General features: G+C 66.4%; 16 protein-coding genes. 10 read left to right on the forward strand and 6 right to left on the reverse strand.

Going from position 1 to position 16,013, the window contains the following annotated elements:
- Window positions 1-5: 5 nt before the first annotated feature.
- On the reverse strand, window positions 6-485 hold the full coding sequence (locus ACNQFN_RS11200; RefSeq protein ID WP_418648829.1) for an SUF system Fe-S cluster assembly regulator: 480 nt from the start codon (window positions 483-485) through the stop codon (window positions 6-8).
- A 188-nt stretch (window positions 486-673) separates the two neighbouring features.
- Here ACNQFN_RS11200 and ACNQFN_RS11205 point away from each other — a divergent pair, with 188 nt between their 5' ends.
- Together ACNQFN_RS11205 and ACNQFN_RS11210 are read left to right on the forward strand one after the other, a co-directional pair.
- Complete coding sequence (locus ACNQFN_RS11205; protein WP_418648830.1) at window positions 674-862, forward strand: hypothetical protein; 189 nt, start codon at window positions 674-676, stop codon at window positions 860-862.
- Window positions 855-1,406, forward strand: a complete 552-nt coding sequence (locus ACNQFN_RS11210; RefSeq protein ID WP_418648831.1) for a sterol desaturase family protein — start codon at window positions 855-857, stop codon at window positions 1,404-1,406. The genes ACNQFN_RS11205 and ACNQFN_RS11210 overlap by 8 nt, the downstream gene beginning before the upstream one ends.
- A 23-nt stretch (window positions 1,407-1,429) precedes the next feature.
- Here the strand turns inward: ACNQFN_RS11210 and ACNQFN_RS11215 are convergent, their stop codons facing one another.
- From ACNQFN_RS11215 to ACNQFN_RS11230, 4 genes are all read right to left on the reverse strand, one after another.
- A complete protein-coding gene (locus tag ACNQFN_RS11215) occupies window positions 1,430-1,810 on the reverse strand; it encodes a DUF423 domain-containing protein (protein ID WP_418648832.1) in 381 nt (126 codons plus the stop codon).
- A gap of 80 nt (window positions 1,811-1,890) precedes the next feature.
- On the reverse strand, window positions 1,891-2,340 hold the full coding sequence (dtd, locus tag ACNQFN_RS11220; RefSeq protein WP_418648833.1) for a D-aminoacyl-tRNA deacylase: 450 nt from the start codon (window positions 2,338-2,340) through the stop codon (window positions 1,891-1,893).
- A 79-nt stretch (window positions 2,341-2,419) separates the two neighbouring features.
- Complete coding sequence (locus ACNQFN_RS11225; RefSeq protein ID WP_418648834.1) at window positions 2,420-3,706, reverse strand: O-acetylhomoserine aminocarboxypropyltransferase/cysteine synthase family protein; 1,287 nt, start codon at window positions 3,704-3,706, stop codon at window positions 2,420-2,422.
- Window positions 3,707-3,804: 98 nt separating this feature from the next.
- Window positions 3,805-4,722, reverse strand: coding sequence for a LysR substrate-binding domain-containing protein (locus tag ACNQFN_RS11230; RefSeq protein WP_418648835.1), 918 nt, complete (start codon window positions 4,720-4,722; stop codon window positions 3,805-3,807).
- Between the two features lie 109 nt (window positions 4,723-4,831).
- On the opposite strand from ACNQFN_RS11230, the gene ACNQFN_RS11235 reads away from it, so the two are divergent.
- The 6 genes from ACNQFN_RS11235 to ACNQFN_RS11260 all read left to right on the forward strand — a co-directional run bounded on the left by ACNQFN_RS11235 (window position 4,832) and on the right by ACNQFN_RS11260 (window position 11,228).
- Complete coding sequence (locus ACNQFN_RS11235) at window positions 4,832-6,226, forward strand: amidase (RefSeq protein ID WP_418648836.1); 1,395 nt, start codon at window positions 4,832-4,834, stop codon at window positions 6,224-6,226.
- Between the two features lie 64 nt (window positions 6,227-6,290).
- Complete coding sequence (locus ACNQFN_RS11240; RefSeq protein WP_418648837.1) at window positions 6,291-7,292, forward strand: DctP family TRAP transporter solute-binding subunit; 1,002 nt, start codon at window positions 6,291-6,293, stop codon at window positions 7,290-7,292.
- A 26-nt stretch (window positions 7,293-7,318) separates the two neighbouring features.
- A complete protein-coding gene (locus tag ACNQFN_RS11245; RefSeq protein ID WP_418648838.1) occupies window positions 7,319-7,831 on the forward strand; it encodes a TRAP transporter small permease in 513 nt (170 codons plus the stop codon).
- A 13-nt stretch (window positions 7,832-7,844) separates the two neighbouring features.
- Window positions 7,845-9,119 (forward strand): TRAP transporter large permease, encoded by a 1,275-nt coding sequence (locus ACNQFN_RS11250; RefSeq protein WP_418648839.1) that lies wholly within the window; start codon window positions 7,845-7,847, stop codon window positions 9,117-9,119.
- Window positions 9,120-9,127: 8 nt separating this feature from the next.
- Window positions 9,128-10,120, forward strand: a complete 993-nt coding sequence (locus tag ACNQFN_RS11255) for an asparaginase (protein WP_418648840.1) — start codon at window positions 9,128-9,130, stop codon at window positions 10,118-10,120.
- Window positions 10,121-10,142: 22 nt separating this feature from the next.
- On the forward strand, window positions 10,143-11,228 hold the full coding sequence (locus ACNQFN_RS11260; RefSeq protein WP_068637744.1) for a tartrate dehydrogenase: 1,086 nt from the start codon (window positions 10,143-10,145) through the stop codon (window positions 11,226-11,228).
- A 68-nt stretch (window positions 11,229-11,296) separates the two neighbouring features.
- Here ACNQFN_RS11260 and ACNQFN_RS11265 read toward each other — a convergent pair whose 3' ends face one another.
- Window positions 11,297-12,844: an IS1096 element passenger TnpR family protein gene (locus tag ACNQFN_RS11265; RefSeq protein ID WP_418648841.1), complete on the reverse strand. Its 1,548-nt coding sequence runs from the start codon at window positions 12,842-12,844 to the stop codon at window positions 11,297-11,299.
- A gap of 279 nt (window positions 12,845-13,123) precedes the next feature.
- Between ACNQFN_RS11265 and nirJ the strand changes: the two genes are divergently transcribed.
- Complete coding sequence (gene nirJ, locus ACNQFN_RS11270; RefSeq protein ID WP_418648842.1) at window positions 13,124-14,323, forward strand: heme d1 biosynthesis radical SAM protein NirJ; 1,200 nt, start codon at window positions 13,124-13,126, stop codon at window positions 14,321-14,323.
- 116 nt (window positions 14,324-14,439) lie between these two features.
- Window positions 14,440-15,981, forward strand: a complete 1,542-nt coding sequence (locus tag ACNQFN_RS11275; RefSeq protein WP_418648917.1) for a cytochrome D1 domain-containing protein — start codon at window positions 14,440-14,442, stop codon at window positions 15,979-15,981.
- Window positions 15,982-16,013 lie beyond the last annotated feature (32 nt).

Genomic DNA, 16,013 nt, shown 5'->3' on the forward strand with positions numbered 1-16,013 from the left:
GTCGTTCAGCCCGGGTGGCGTGCCAGGCGGCTGGGGCCGCGCATGCGCTGGGCGGCTGGGGAAGAGGCGTCGGCAAACCTGGGGGGTGGCGTCATCTCGGCGATGCTCACGCCCTGCAGGGCTTCGCGGACCACGGTGTTGATGCGCAGCCAGCCGTCGCGGATGCGACAGCCCGTTTCCAGCGTGCAGGTGCCGCTGCCGGCGCTGCATTCGGTCAGTCCGAAAGGCTGTTCTTCCAGCGCATCGACGATGTCGGCGATGCTGATCCGTTCGGGCGGCCGCGACAGCAGGTAGCCGCCGCGCGTGCCGCGCTGGCTGACCACCAGTCCGTGCCGCCCCAGCGCCTTCAGGACCTTGCTGACGGTGGCCAGGCCGAGGCCGAGGGCGTCGGCCAGTTCGGTGGTGCTGACGACCTGCGTCGGCGTCGCCGCCATGTGGGTCGCGATCAAGGTTCCGTAGTCGGTGAGCTTGCTGATCCGTAGCATGATGAAGGGCCTCCGGGGTGGCCTTGCTGTCTAGCGTGTTTAAACTGTACTAAATTAGTACTGTATTTGCAAGACGGCACCACGGCCAGGGACGGCGGTCGAAGAATGCACGGGAACTGCCGCCGGAATGGCGCGTGGATGCGCCGCCGGGCCTATGATGCGAAGAGGAGCACGCAGGAGGAAGCGATATGGAGCTGGAAGTGGGGCGGGTCTATCCGGTGCGCCTGTGCAGCGGCGAAATCCGCGCCTGGCGCTTCGATGGCCGCGATGGCCGTGGCCTTGCCTGGTGGCATGACACCGAGACCGGCAAGGGCTTCAACGAGTCGGGCGTGCTCTACGCCTGGGAACTGCTGCCGGAGGGAGAGAGCGATGGCTGAGCCGTGGTGGATTCGCGTGGCGCTGCCTTTTCCCGCCTCGCTGGCGTTGCCGGCACTCGGTCTGGGCGTCGCCTGGCTGACGTGGCCGCAGGCGGCCGGCGCCTGGGCGCCGATGCTGGCACTGCTTGCCGGGCTGGCTGCCTGGACGCTGGTCGAATACCTGCTGCACCGCTTCTTCATGCACGGCGTCGAGCCCTTTGCCGCGTGGCACCTTCAACATCACCGCGATCCGCTGGCGCCGCTGCGGGTGCCGGTCGCGTTCAGCCTGATGCTGGTGCTGGCCATGCTCGGCCTGCCGCTGATGGTGCTGGGGCCGGACAGTCTGGCGGCACCGTTTTCGGCCGGTCTGTTGCTGGGCGACATCCTGCAGGAAAGCGTCCATCAGCGGCTGCATGCACATGAGGTGTCCGGCCATTGGTTGCCGTATCTGCGTGATCACCACGCCTGGCACCACTTCAGGGACGAAGGCCTGGCCTTCGGCACGCTGACGGATTTCTGGGACCGCTGCTTCGGAACCTGCCCGCCATCGGAGCGGGGACGCTGACGACGGCGGTGCGGAGGCCGGATTCAGGACCGGTGCTTGCCCGTGCGAAGCGCCTGCCAGGCGAGCACGACCCAGCCCAGGATCATCAGGCTGCCGCCGACCGGCGTCACCGCCCCGAGCCAGCGCGGCCCGCCCAGCGCCATCAGGTACAGCGTACCGGCGAAGATCACCGTGCCCGCCGCCAGCAATGCGGCAGGCAGCAGGCTGCGCGGCAGCCGGGCCGCTCCCAGCGCGACCAGGCCGACCGCATGCCACATCTGATATTGCACCGCCGTCTGCCACCAGGCCAGCGCATTGGCGTCGAGCAGGCTGCGCAGGCCGTGCGCGCCGAATGCGCCCAGGGCGACACCGAGCGCGGCGAGCAGGGCGCCGGCGAAGAGGGGGAAGCGTTGGAGATCGTGCATATCGAGCTGTGTTCCTCCGGGCGAGGCAGGGAAGGGTAAGGCGCGGATGTCAGGTTTGGCGCGGGTTCTCATGCTGCCGCTCAGGACGCGGGAGCGATCCGCAACGGAATCGTCACCGGCCCGTCGTTGATCAACTGGACTTTCATGTCGGCGGCGAAGCGGCCGGTCTGCACTACTGGATGTGCGGCGCGCGCGCTGGCGACGAAGTGTTCGTACAGCGCCTCGCCGGTGCACGGATCGGCGGCCTTGCTGAAACTCGGGCGGTTACCGCCGCCGGTGTCCGCCGCCAGCGTGAATTGGCTGACCACCAGCAGACCGCCGGCGACGTCCTGCAGCGAGCGGTTCATCCTGCCGGCCTCGTCGGCGAAGATGCGCAGCTTCAGGATCCTGGCGAGCAGTTTGTCGGCTTCGGCCGGCGTGTCGCCGCGCTCGGCGCAGACCAGCGCGAGCAGGCCGGGGCCGATTTCGCCGATGGTTTCGCCATCGACGACGACGCGCGCTTCGGAGACGCGCTGCAGGACTGCGAGCATTTTTTTCGGGAGCCTTCAGGCCGGCGCCCCGAAGGGCGCCGGGTGTGGACGCGCCGCCGGGGGGTGGCGGCGCTTTCGGTCAGACGGCGGCGAGCGCCTGCTCCAGGTCGGCGATGAGATCGTCGATGTGCTCGATGCCGATCGACAGCCGCACCATGTCGGGCGTCACGCCGGCCTTGGCCAGTTCTTCCGGCGACAGTTGGCGATGGGTGGTGGAGGCCGGGTGGCAGGCGAGCGATTTGGCGTCGCCGATATTGACCAGGCGGGTGAACAGCTTCAGCGCATCCTGGAAGCGGGTGCCGCCTTCGATGCCGCCCCTGTTTCCGTTCCCCTTTACGCCGAAGGACAGGATGCCCGAGGCGCGGCCGCCCATGTACTTCTGCACCAGGCCGTGGTCGGGGTGGTCGGGCAGGCCGGCGTAGTTCACCCATTCCACCTTGGCGTGGCCCTTCAGGTACTGCGCCACCTTCACGGCGTTGTCGCAGATGCGGTCCATGCGCAGCGCCAGGGTCTCGATGCCTTGCAGGATCAGGAAGGTGTTGAACGGCGACAGCGCCGCGCCGGTGTTGCGCAGCGGCACCGTCCGGGCACGGCCGATGAAGGCCGCCGGGCCGAGCGCCTCGGTATAGACCACGCCGTGGTAGGACACTTCCGGCTCGTTCAGGCGGCGGAAGCGCACCTTGTGCTCGGCCCACGGGAACTTGCCGGAATCGACGATCACGCCGCCGAGCGAGTTGCCGTGGCCGCCCAGGTACTTGGTCAGCGCGTGCACCACGATGTCGGCGCCGTGCTCGAAGGGGCGGCACAGGTAGGGCGAGGGCACGGTGTTGTCCACGATCAGCGGCACGCCGGCCTCGTGCGCGATCTCGGCCAGGCGGCCGATGTCGGTGATGTTGCCCAGCGGGTTGCCGACGGATTCGCAGTAGATCGCCTTGGTGCGTGCGTCGATCAGCCCGGCGAAGCTGTCGGGGTCGCCGGAGTCGGCGAAGCGCACTTCGATGCCGAACTGGGGCAGGGTGTGGGCGAACAGGTTGTAGGTGCCGCCGTACAGCGCCGTCGCCGAGACGATGTTGTCGCCGGCCTCGGCGATGGTCTGGATGGCATAGGTGATCGCCGACATGCCCGAAGCCACCGCCAGCGCGCCGATGCCGCCTTCCAGCTCGGCCACGCGCTGCTCGAGCACCGCGTTGGTCGGGTTGGTGATGCGGGTGTAGATGTTGCCCGCCACCTTGAGGTCGAACAGGTCCGCGCCGTGCTGAGTGTCGTCGAAGGCATAGGACGTGGTCTGGTAGATCGGCACCGCGACGGCCTTGGTCGTGGGTTCCGGCGAATAGCCGCCATGCACGGCGATGGTTTCGAGCTTCATGCGAGGGTCTCCCCTTTTGGGTGAAAGTGTGGCGAGAGTATAGCGAGGGTGGCGGAAATGGCGGGGGCGCTCCGCCGATCGGGGGCGAAGCGCTCCTGCTACGGGACGGTCTGTTCCTGTTCCCAGCGCTGGAAATATTCTTCCATGTGCTTGACGCAGAGCTTGATCTTCGCCGATGAGCTCAGGCGCTCGGGATAGACGGCCCAGATGTTGGCTTCCTGGGTGTATTCGGGCAGTACCGTCACCAGTGCGCCGGTCTGCAGGTGGCTGCGTACGTCCCAGATCGAGCGCAGCGTGATGCCATGCCCGCGAACCGCCCAGGCGACGGCGATCTCGCCGTTGTTGGTGACCAGCGGGCCGCGCACCTTGACGTTGTAGTTGCGGCCGCGCCGCGTCAGTTTCCACAGGCCGACCGGATGGTCGCGCTCCTTGATGATCAGGCAGTTGTGCTGCATCAGCGTGCCCAGGTCCGGCGGTGCGCCGTGCTTCTCGATGTATGAGGGCGAGGCGCACAGCACCCGGTGGTTGCGTGCCAGGCGCTTGGCGATGTAGTGCGGCGAGATGACGTCGCCTATGCGGATGTCGAGGTCGATCTTGTTCTGCGCCAGATCGAGCAGGTGGTCCAGCACGTCCAGCCGGACCTGGATTTCGGGGTATTTGCGCGAGAACTCGGCCAGGCTTTCGCCCACCACCCGGCGGCCGAAGCCGAAGCTGGTGGATACCCTCAGCACGCCGCGCGGCTCGTTGCGCTTGACGCCGAGTTCCTCGTGCAGCTCGATGACGTTGTCGAGGATCCTGCGCCCCAGCTCATACACCTGCTCGCCCTGTTCGGTCAGGGACACATGGCGTGTCGAGCGGTGGAAAAGCTTGCATTCGAGCTGGGTTTCCAGGGTCTGGATGCGCTTCGTGACGTAGGCCGGCGAGGCGCCGAGACGCTGCGCCGCCTGCGAGAAATTCAGTGTCCGCACCACTTCGCAGAACACCTGCAGGTCTTCGATAGAGAACTTGTTGTTCATGATCCGTAAAAACTGTTTTCAACTTCGGTTGCTTGTTCGGCCCTGCCCCGGATCGTACGATGAATTGAACTTATCGATCCATCGAACGACGCAAAGGAAGGGGAAGAGCTTGAACGCGACCGGTCTCTCGCTTGCCGAACTTGCCCGCGGGCTCCGCAGCCGCAGGTTCAGCGCGGTCGAAATCGTCGATCGCTGCCGCGACGCCCATCGGCGCAGCGAGCCGCTGCTGAATGCCTGGAAGACCTGGAACGGCGATGCCGCGCGCCTGCTTGCCCAGTCCGTCGACAAGCTGTTCGACAGCGGGATGGATTTCGGTCCGCTGATGGGCTTGCCCGTGTCGGTGAAGGATCTCTACGGTGTGCCGGGCATGCCGGTGTTCGCCGGCACCGACCAGGCGTTGCCTGCCGCGTGGGAGGCGGCCGGCCCGGTGGCGGGCGCGGTGCTGCGCCAGTTCGGCATCGTGATGGGCAAGACGCATACCGTCGAATTCGCTTTCGGCGGACTCGGCGTCAATGCGCACTGGGGAACGCCGTTCAACCCCTGGAGTGCCGATGGGCACCGGACGCCCGGTGGCTCCAGCTCGGGCGCCGGGGTTTCGCTGGCGCAGGGCAGTGCGCTCGTCGCCCTTGGCACCGATACCGCCGGATCGGTGCGGGTGCCGGCCTCGATGACCGGGCAGGTCGGACTTAAGACCACGCATGGCCGCTGGCCGCTCGAAGGCATCGTGCCGCTGTCGCCGTCGCTGGACACCGCGGGCCTGCTGACCCGCAGCGTGGAGGACATGGCCTTCGCCTTTGCCGCCGTCGACGCTCTGCTCGGCCGCCGCCGGCCTGCCTGCGCCATGCCGTCGCTGAACGGCCTGCGCCTGGGCGTGGCCGACAATTTCTTCTGGGACGGGCTCGACCCCGGCATCGGCGAGAGCGTTTCCGCCGCCATTGAGCTTCTGGCGGGCGCGGGAGCGCGCATCGTCCCGGTGCGGGTGCCGCACTGTGACGACGTCTACGAAATCTTCCGCCAGGGCGGACTGGCGGCCTCCGAGCTTGCCGCGTTCATGAACATGGAATTCCCGGCCAGGATCGCCCGCCTCGATCCGGTCGTGCGTGCCCGCGTCGCCGCTGCGGAGCAGGTGTCCTCGGTCGAATACCTGCGCCGCAGGCAGGTGCTGCAGGCCTGCGCGCAGCGGGCGACCGCCGTGTTTGCCGACGTCGATGCGCTGCTGGCGCCGACCGTCGCCATCACGCCGCCGCTGCTGGACGGCCTTGCCGACGGTGCCGCCTATGCGCGGGCCAACATGATGGCGCTGCGCAATACCGTGATCGGCAATCTGTTCGGCTGGTGCGCGCTGACCCTGCCGGTCGGTCTCGATGCCCGGCGGATGCCGGTCGGCCTGCAACTGATGGGGGCGCCGATGACCGAGGCGCGCCTGATCGGCATCGGCCTGGCGGTCGAGGCGAGGATCGGCCGCGGGCCGGAAATCCTCGGCCATGCGCCGGCCCTTGCCTGAGCGGCCCTGCCGCGTTCCACCGGTTTTAGTGTGTGTCTGTATGTTCATCAAGGAGGAGACTCTCATGTTTGCCAACAAGAAAGGCTGGAAGAAGATCGTTGCCGCGTCCGTCGTCGGTGCACTGTTCGCCGGTGCGGCGCATGCTGCGGAGTTCAATTTCACTTTCGCCCACGTACTGGTCGAAAGCACGCCCAACGCCAAGGCCGCGGTGAAGTTCAAGGAGGAGGTCGAGCGCAACTCGAACGGGCGGATCGCGATCAACATCCGTCCCGCGGCGCAACTGGGCGGTGACGTCGAGATCATCGAGCAGACCCAGATGGGGCTGGTGCACATCGCGATTCCGCCGACCGGCAACTTGGCCAACTTCGAGCCGAAGATGTACCTGTTCGACCTGCCTTTCCTGCTCCCCAACACCGCGTCGATGAAGCGCGTGCTGGACGGTGAAGTCGGTCGCGAACTGCTCGACACGCTCGACAAGAGCAACCTGTACGGGGTGAATTTCTGGGGCGCGGGCTTCCGCCACATGACCAACAACGTCCGTCCGATCACCGGGCCGGACGATCTCAAGAACATCAAGATGCGCACCCTGCAGGCGCCGGCGATCCTCGCCACCTACCGTGCCTTCGGCGCCAACCCGACCGCGATGGCCTTCACCGAGGTCTACAACGGCTTGCAGCAGGGCGTCGTCGAAGGCCAGGAGAACCCGCTCGCCAACATCTACTCGATGCGCTTCCACGAAGTGCAGAAGTACATGACGCTGACCGGCCATGCCTACCACACCTATGTCGCGGTGATGAACAAGGCCGCCTGGAACTCGCTGCCGGACGATCTGAAGCAGGTCATGCGCGATGCCTTCGATGCGGGCCGCGACCATGGGCGCCAGCTCACCGACGACGACGAGGCGCGGATCGTCGCCGAGATCAAGGACAAGATCGAGATCCGCGAGCTGACCCCGGAAGGGCGCGCCGCCTTCATCGAGAAGTCGCAGCCGATCTACAAGCAGTTCGAAAACCGGGTGACGCCGGCCCTGCTGGAGAAGGCGGTCAAGGCCGCGGCCGGCAACTGATCCTGGAATCGTGAGAGGGGACGGCAATGCTCGAAGCGCTCAACAAATGCATCGACTGGGTCGAGAACGTGATGATGGTGGTCCTGATGCTGGTCGCCACCATCGTCGCCATCGTCCAGGTCGCGGCGCGGTATGTCTTCAACAATTCCCTGTACTGGTCGGAGGAACTCATCCTGTATTCGCTGATCACGATGAGCTTTCTCGCCGCCAGCATGGGTGTGAGATATGCCGCCCACATCTCGGTGGAGATGCTCTACGCTTTTGCCGGTCCCCGGCTCACGCGGGTGCTGAAATACGTGGCCGCGGTACTCGGCCTGCTGTTCGCCGTGTCGCTGATCCATTACGGCGGCCGGTTGTTCATCAACACGCTGAACATGGGGCAGTTGTCGCCGGCCATGCAGATTCCGGTGGCCTACGTCTATCTGCCGATTCCGATCGCCGGTGCGTTCATGACCCTGCGCTATCTGCTGATCCTGCGGACGCTGTGGGGCGGGCGGGACTATCGGCCGCTGCTGGCTTCGATCAGCCCGACGACCTGAGGAGCGCCGAATCATGATTTCCGCCCTGATTCCGATTTTCTTCGCCCTGCTGCTGTTCGGCCTGCCGATCTTCGCCGCCCTGGCGTTTGCCGTCACCACGGTGCTGAACGTTTCCGGCGGTATCGACGCGCTGGTGGTGCCGATGCGGATGTTCTCGGGGATGAACAACTTCTCCCTGATGTCCATTCCGTTCTTCATCCTCGCGGCCGAGCTGATGCGCATCGGCGGGCTGTCGGACCGCCTGATCGAACTGGCCAAGGTGCTCATCGGCTGGCTGCCCGGCGGGCTGGCGGCGGCCACGGTGCTGGCCTGCCTGTTCTTCGGCTCGATCTCGGGCTCCAGCCCGGCGACGGTGATCGCCATCGGCACGATCATGTACCCTGCGATGGTCAAGGCGGGCTACGACAAGTATTTCGCCATCGGCCTCATCGCCACCGCCGGCACGCTCGGCCCGATCGTGCCGCCGAGCATCGCGCTGATCATCTACGGTTCGGTCACCGGCACCTCGGTGGGCAAGCTGTTCGCGGGCGGCCTGCTGCCCGCGCTGCTGATCGGCAGCCTGCTGATCGGCTATACCACCTGGTATTCGATCCTGCGCAAATATCCGCGCGACCCTTTCCCGACGCTGCGCCAGATCGGCCATGGCTTCGGGCGCGCGGCCTGGGGCCTGGGCCTGCCGGTGATCCTGCTCGGCGGCATCTACAGCGGCGTATTCACGCCGACCGAATCGGCGGCGAGCGCATGCCTGTACGGTTGGTTCGTCGGCGCGGTGATCTATCGCAACATCGGCCTGCGCAGCCTGCTCGAGATCCTGCGCAACACCGGCCTGCTGTCGGGCACGCTGCTGCTGATCACCGCGGGCGCATCGGCTTTCTCCTGGCTCCTGGCCTCGACAGGCACGCCGACCCAGATCGCCACCCAGGTGCTGTCGAGCACCGATTCGCCGCTGCTGATCATGCTGCTGTTCAACGTGATCATGCTGGTCGCCGGCTGCTTCCTCGACAGCGCCTCCGCGATCATCATCCTGGCACCGCTGATGCAGCCGATCGCCGCGCAAGTGGGCGTCGATGCGGTGCATTTCGGCATCATCACCCTGGTCAACCTCTCGGTGGGCATGCTGACGCCGCCGGTGGGCCTGAACCTGTTCGTCGCCATGGGCATCGCCAGGATGACGCTGTACGAGATCTTCCGCGCGGCGATGCCCACCATCGCCCTGATGCTGATCGCGCTGCTGCTGGTGACCTACATCCCGACGATCAGCATGCTGCTGCCCAACACCCTGTATTGAGGACGGCGATGAAAACCATCCATCTGCTATCGACCGGCGGCACCATCGCCAGCGCGCCGGGCCAGGACGGGCGCGACATTTCCGGCGCACTGCCCGGCGAGGCGCTGGTGCAGGCGCTGGCCCTGGGCAGCGAGATCCGGCTCGAAGTGCATTCGGTGTTGCAGAAGCCGAGCAATGCGATCGACGCCGGCGACTGGGCCCTGATCGCCCGCGAGTGCGCCGCGCTGATGGCCTCGGGGAAGGCCGACGGCATCGTCGTCACCCACGGCACCGACACCCTGGAGGACACCGCCTACTACCTGGAATGCGTGCTCGACACGAGCCGGGCGCCGGTGGTGGTGACCGGCGCCCAGCGCGTGCCGCATGCATTGGGTAGCGATGCCTACATCAACCTCCGGCGCGCGATCGAGGCCGCGGCCGACGATGCCTGCCGCGGCCTGGGCGTGCTGGTCGCCTTCAACGAGTCGCTCTACGGCGCAAGCTTCGTGCGCAAGGTGAGCAGCTTCCGGCTCGATGGCTTCGATGCGCCCGGCCTGGGCTGCCTGGGCTTCATCGACAACGGCCGCGTCGCGCTGCTGCAGTATCCGGCGCGCCAGCCGCGCCTGGGCCACGAAGCGCCGCTGCCCAGGGTGGACATCGTCCCGGCCTATGGCGGCGCGGCCGCCGCCATGCTGGCGGCCGTGGTCGCCAGCGGCCCGGCAGGGCTGGTGCTCGATGGCGTGGGGCGCGGCCATGTGCCGCCGGAATGGATGCCGGTACTGCGCGAGGCCATCGCCGGCGGCCTGGCGGTGCTCGTGTGCAGCAGCACGCTGCACGGCGCCACCCATCAGAGCTACCAGTTCGCGGGTTCGCTGCACGAACTCGAACAGGCGGGCGCGCTCGCCGTGGCCCATCTTTCGGCACGCAAGGCCCGCATCCGGCTGGCGGTCGCCCTGGCCGGGGGCATGAGGGCGCCCGAGGCATTGCGACAAGCATTCACCTGGCAGCGCGAGCGCTGCTGAACCTCTCGACAAGGAAGAAAAAATGTCCGCACTCAAGATCGCCGTCATTCCGGGGGACGGAATCGGCAAGGAAGTGATGCCCGAAGCGATGCGCGCGCTGGACGTGCTGTGCCAGCGCCACGGCCTCGAACTGGCGTTCGAGCATTTCGACTGGGCCTGCGCCGAGTACTACCGGCAGCACGGCGACATGCTGCCGCCGGACTGGTTCGAGCGCCTGAAGGGCTTCGACGCGATCCTGTTCGGCGCCGTCGGCTGGCCCGACGTGGTGCCGGACCACGTCTCGCTGTGGGGCTCATTGCTGAAGTTCCGCCGCGAGTTCGACCAGTACATCAACCTCCGCCCGGTGCGGCTGATGCCGGGCGTGCCGTGCCCGCTGGCCGGCAAGAAGCCGGGCGACATCGACTTCATGGTCGTGCGCGAGAACACCGAAGGCGAATACACCGACCTCGGCGGCCGCATCTACGGCGGCACCGAGCGCGAGATCGTCATCCAGGAATCGGTCTTCTCGCGCCACGGCGTCGACCGCGTGCTGGAATTCGCCTTCCAGCTCGCCGCCCGGCGCGAGCGCAAGCACCTGACTTCGGCAACCAAGTCGAACGGCATCGCGATCAGCATGCCGTACTGGGACGAGCGCCTGGAAACCGTCGCCGCGGCCCACCCCGACGTGCGCTGGGACAAGTACCACATCGACATCCTGTCGGCGCGCTTCGTGCTGTCGCCGGAGCGCTTCGACGTGGTGGTGGCGTCCAACCTGTTCGGCGACATCCTGTCCGACCTCGGGCCCGCCTGCACCGGCACCATCGGCATCGCGCCGTCGGCCAACCTCAACCCCGAGCGCCGTTTCCCCTCGCTGTTCGAGCCGGTGCACGGTTCCGCGCCGGACATCTACGGCCGCAACATCGCCAACCCGGTCGGCATGATCTGGTCGGCGGCGCTGATGCTCGAATTCCTCGGCGAACGCCAGCCCGCCTGCGCGGCGGCGGCGCAGGAACTGCTGCGCGCGATCGAGCAGGTGCTGGAGCACGGCCCGCGCACGCCGGACCTGGGCGGTAATGCGGATACGACGGTGATGGGCAAGGCGATCGCTGACATCCTCGAGCAAGCCTGAGGAAAGGCGCGGCAATTGCTGATGGCATCTGGCGGGTAGCGGCTGGGGGCGCCAGTCCCCAGCGGAGATCAGCGAATCAGCTTGAACAGCGACGAGACCTGCTTCTGGTGTTCCGCAAGCTTGAAGACCTCAGGCCGGTAGGGGCCGAGCCACTCGAGCACTTCACGGCTCTCTGCCCGGCGAGGCGTGCGCTTGGCGTCGAGGATGCGATAGTAGCCATGAACGCCGCCGCAATCTTCAGGCGGGCATGCCCGCCCGCCTTCGAGCAGTGCGGCCGGTTTGTGCAGGGGGGCGCTCGGCAGCCGCTTCTCGATCGTGATGTGATGGTGCCACGCATCGCCGAAGTCGTAGATGTAGGTGAAGCTTCTGCGGCGGCCGATCACTTGGCCGAGTTCGACATGCTCGCCGGGCAGTGTGTCGCTGAAGGGGAGGCCGTGGTCTCCGCTGGTACTGATGCGGTGATCGCCGACCTTGAATTCGTGCAGGTGCGCATCTTCCCAGCCCATGGCGCACTGGATCACGTGATGGAGCGCTTCGAAAGTCAGCGTGTTCTCCACTTCGACGCGGCGCCATATCGGCGGATCGATGCCTTCCAGCGCGATGTGCAGCAACAACCGGCGTTGCGGATAGTCCTGGGGAAGATCAGCGAGTGGGTCGTCGAGGCGATTTGCCAGCAAGGCATGCAAGCTCTCGATCAGATGCCGGTTGTCCTGTTCCGGATCCCGAGCCAGTTTGGCCGTCCAGTATTCGACCCGGGCGCATGCGTCGGCGTCCCGGCCTTCAGCCAGCAGCAGCAGCACTTCGAGGTGCGGCAAGGAGCTGTCGTTCGGGGTGAGACGTTGGGCCTCGTTGAACGCCCGCCAGGCGCCCTGGCGGTCACCGCGGTCGGAGCAGAGGGTTGCCTCGCGCTGCAGCGCAGCGCTGCGCAGTTGGCGGTCCGGTGATGTCTTCAGCCGTGCGACCAAGTCTTGCCGTGCCTCATCCTGCTGGAGTTCCAGGTAGCAGTTCATGAGAACGGTGAAGGCATCTTCGGCGCGTTCGTCGAGCTTGCTGACGTCGGCGAAAAGGGGGCCGAGCAAGCTGAGTACGTCGCTGAAGCGACCTGCGTGAAACCAGTGATCGGCAACGAAGGCGAGATGCTGAGGTGGGGCACCGAGCGCGGCAACTTCAGCCAGGCGGGATTTTGGCAGGTGCTCGAGCACGCGTGCCAGCATTTCTTCGGGCGGGAGCATCAGGTTCATACCGGCATGATCGCCGGCGCCGCAGCATTGCTTGTATTTGCGCTGCGAGCCGCAGGGGCAAGGTGTGTTGCGCTCGGGGCGAGCCAGTTTCCGCGGGTGGAAGTGCTTGTCCGGGATCGGGGTCGCATTCCAGAGGTCGTAGGCGATCTGGGTGGCCAGGCCGCGAGCGGTACGATCCAGATCGGCTTTCGTGCTCGGTACGCCTGCCTGAGCGATGATGGCCGCAGCCAGCCGATGCAGGGCTTGCTGCAGGTGGGTCAGTAGGGCAGGGAAGTCGTTCGACTCGAGAATGACGCCTACGGCGCTGTCCAGCGCATCTTCCAACAAGGTCTGCAGGGTCTGGTCGGAGCCGGCTGCGCGGGTAGGAGTGTTCATGGGGCCTCGATATCGATGGATGGCTCCGGCCTTCACCGGTTTTCGGAACGGGCAAGACCTTAGCGCCAAACGCCGCATTTCGTCCACGTGATTCTTGGTTGCCGGGAGTGAGGAGAATGGGTGGAACCAAGCATGACGCGATGCAAGACGCCAATCGGGTTTGGGCCGGCTCGGCCCGAACGATATTCTTGCTTGCCGGGTCGATGGCCAAGCCTTGACCCGCATCATTTTCCCCCGCCGAGCGCTCGGCTCTAATGGGCTCCACACAGGAGAGCCCTCATGTTCCGTATCGCCAACTTCATCCGCGAACTCGATCAACCCACGCCGGTCGGCCCGCGCCGCAATCCGCCCGGTCCGGTGGTCATCTGGAACCTGATCCGGCGCTGCAACCTGACCTGTGAGCACTGCTACTCGATTTCGGCCGACAAGGATTTCCCCGGCGAGCTGAACACCGCCGAGGTGTTCAAGGTCATGGACGACCTGAAGGCAGCGCGGGTGCCGGTGCTGATCCTGTCGGGCGGCGAGCCGCTGCTGCGGCCGGACATCTTCGACATCGCCCGCCGCGCCAAGGCGATGGGCTTCTACACCGCGCTGTCGTCCAACGGCACGCTGATCGACGCCTCCAACATCGATGCGATCGACGGCATCGGCTTCGACTACGTCGGCGTCAGTCTGGACGGCATCGGCGCCACGCACGACCATTTCCGCCGCAAGCAGGGCGCTTTCGCGGCCTCGATGGACGGCATCCGGCTGTGTCTGGAGCGCGGCATCAAGGTCGGCGTGCGCTACACCATGACCGAAGGCAATGCCCACGATCTGCCGGCGTTGCTGAAGCTGGTCGAAGACGAAGGCATCGACAAGTTCTATTTCTCGCATCTCAACTATGCCGGCCGCGGCAACAAGAACCGCGCCGGCGACGCCCGCCACCGCACCACGCGCGAGGCGATGGAGCTGCTGTTCGAGACCTGCCTGGACCTGCACCGGCGCGGCATCGAGAAGGACTTCGTCACCGGCAACAACGATGCCGACGGGCCTTTCCTGCTGCAGTGGGTGCAGCGCCGCTTCCCCGATCGTGCCTCGCACATCGAGGCCAAGCTGCGCCAGTGGGGCGGCAACGCCAGCGGCGTGAACGTGGCCAACATCGACAACCTCGGCATCGTGCATCCGGACACGATGTGGTGGCACGTGCCGCTGGGTGACGTGCGCAAGCGCGCCTTCGGCGAGATCTGGAACGATCTGGACAATCCCTTGCTGGCCGGCCTGAAGCAGCATCCGCGCGTGCTCGAAGGGCGCTGCGGCGGCTGCCGCTACCTGGACATCTGCAACGGCAGCTCGCGCGTGCGTGCCTCGCAGATCACCGGCAACCCGTGGGCGGAAGACCCGGGCTGTTATCTGGACGACGACGAGATCGGCTTCGCCGGGGGCGGCGAACGCGTCGTCACCACACCCTGGACGCGTATCGCGAAGGTGCCGGCATGAGCAAGAATTCCTGCGCCCGCAGCAAGGCAGCGGCGCTGTCCTTCGAAGAGGCGTTTCCGTTCCGGGGCAGTCCGGCGATGAAGGCGTCGTTGAGCGCGACCCTGTTCGGTGCCGCGATGCTGGCGGCCGGAAGCGGTCATGCAGCCGACGCGGGCCGTCCCGACGTTTCCGCGCTGTATGCCCAGCACTGCGCCGCCTGCCATGCCCCCGACCGCCTCGGCGGCATGGGGCCGGCGCTGCTGCCGGACAACCTGTCCCGCCTGCGCAAGCCCGAGGCGCTGAAGATCGTCGCCGAAGGGCGCACCGCGACGCAGATGCTGGGCTTCGCCGAGCAGTTGAGCAAGGACGAGATCGCCGCGCTGGTCGACTGGATCTACAGCCCGGTCGATCCGCCGCCGCGCTGGACCGACGACGACATCCGCGCCTCCTGGATCCAGCACGTCGATCCGGCCACGCTGTCCGACAAGCCGGTGTTCGATGCCGATCCGCTGAACGTCTTCCTCGTCGTCGAAGGCGGCGACCACCACGTCAGCGTGCTCGACGGCGACAGGCTCGAACCCATCCACCGCTTCCAGTCGCGCTTCGCACTGCACGGCGGCCCGAAGTTCGCCGCCGACGGACGCTACGTGTTCTTCGGCTCGCGCGACGGCTGGATCACCAAGTACGACCTGTGGAACCTGAAGGTGGTGGCCGAGGTGAGGGCGGGCATCAACACCCGCAACGTCGCCGCGTCGCCGGACGGCAAGCACGTGGCGGTGGCCAACTACCTGCCCAACACGCTGGTGCTGCTCGACGGCGACCTTAACCTGGTCAAGACCATCGCCGCCACCGACCGCGACGGCAAGCACAGCTCGCGCGTCTCGGCGGTGTATGACGCCACGCCGCGCCAGTCCTTCATCGCTGCGCTGAAGGACGTGCCGGAAGTGTGGGAGATCAGCTACACCAAGGCGGTGGAAGACATCCCCACCGGCTTCATCCACGACTACGCGCAGAAAGAGGGCAGCTTCATCCCCGGCTACCTGAACCCGCGCCGCACCATCCTGCAGGAAGTGCTGGACGATTTCTTCTTCACCCAGGACTACGCCGAACTGATGGGCGCCTCGCGCGAAGGCGTCGGCCAGGTGGTCAACCTCGACATCCGCCGCAAGATCGCCGACCTGCCGCTGGACGGCATGCCGCACCTGGGTTCGGGCATCACCTGGGAGTGGACCGGCACCGACGGCAAGCCGCGCACGGTGATGGCGAGCACCAACCTGAAGGCGGGCGAAGTCACGGTGATCGACATGAAGACCTGGGAGGTCATCAAGCGCATCCCCACCCGCGGCCCCGGCTTCTTCCTGCGCAGCCACGCCAACAGCCGCTATGCTTTCGTCGATTCGATGATGAGCCCGCAGGCCAAGCACATCCTGCAGGTCATCGACAAGCAGACGCTGGAAGTGGTCAAGGAGATCACCGGCGAACCGGGCAAGACCCTGGCGCACGTCGAGTTCACCCGCGACGGCCGCTACGCGCTGGCCAGCCTGTGGGAAGACGAGGGCGCGGTCATCGTCTATGACGCGCAGACCCTGGAAGAAGTGAAACGCCTGCCGATGAGAAAGCCGGTGGGCAAATACAATGTGTGGAACAAGATCACACGTGAAGAGGGCACCAGCCACTGAGTGCCCCGTAATCCCTGACGAAGAATGAAGCC

Source organism: Thauera butanivorans, from assembly GCF_048398245.1.
In the GTDB taxonomy this organism is placed as follows: domain Bacteria; phylum Pseudomonadota; class Gammaproteobacteria; order Burkholderiales; family Rhodocyclaceae; genus Thauera; species Thauera butanivorans.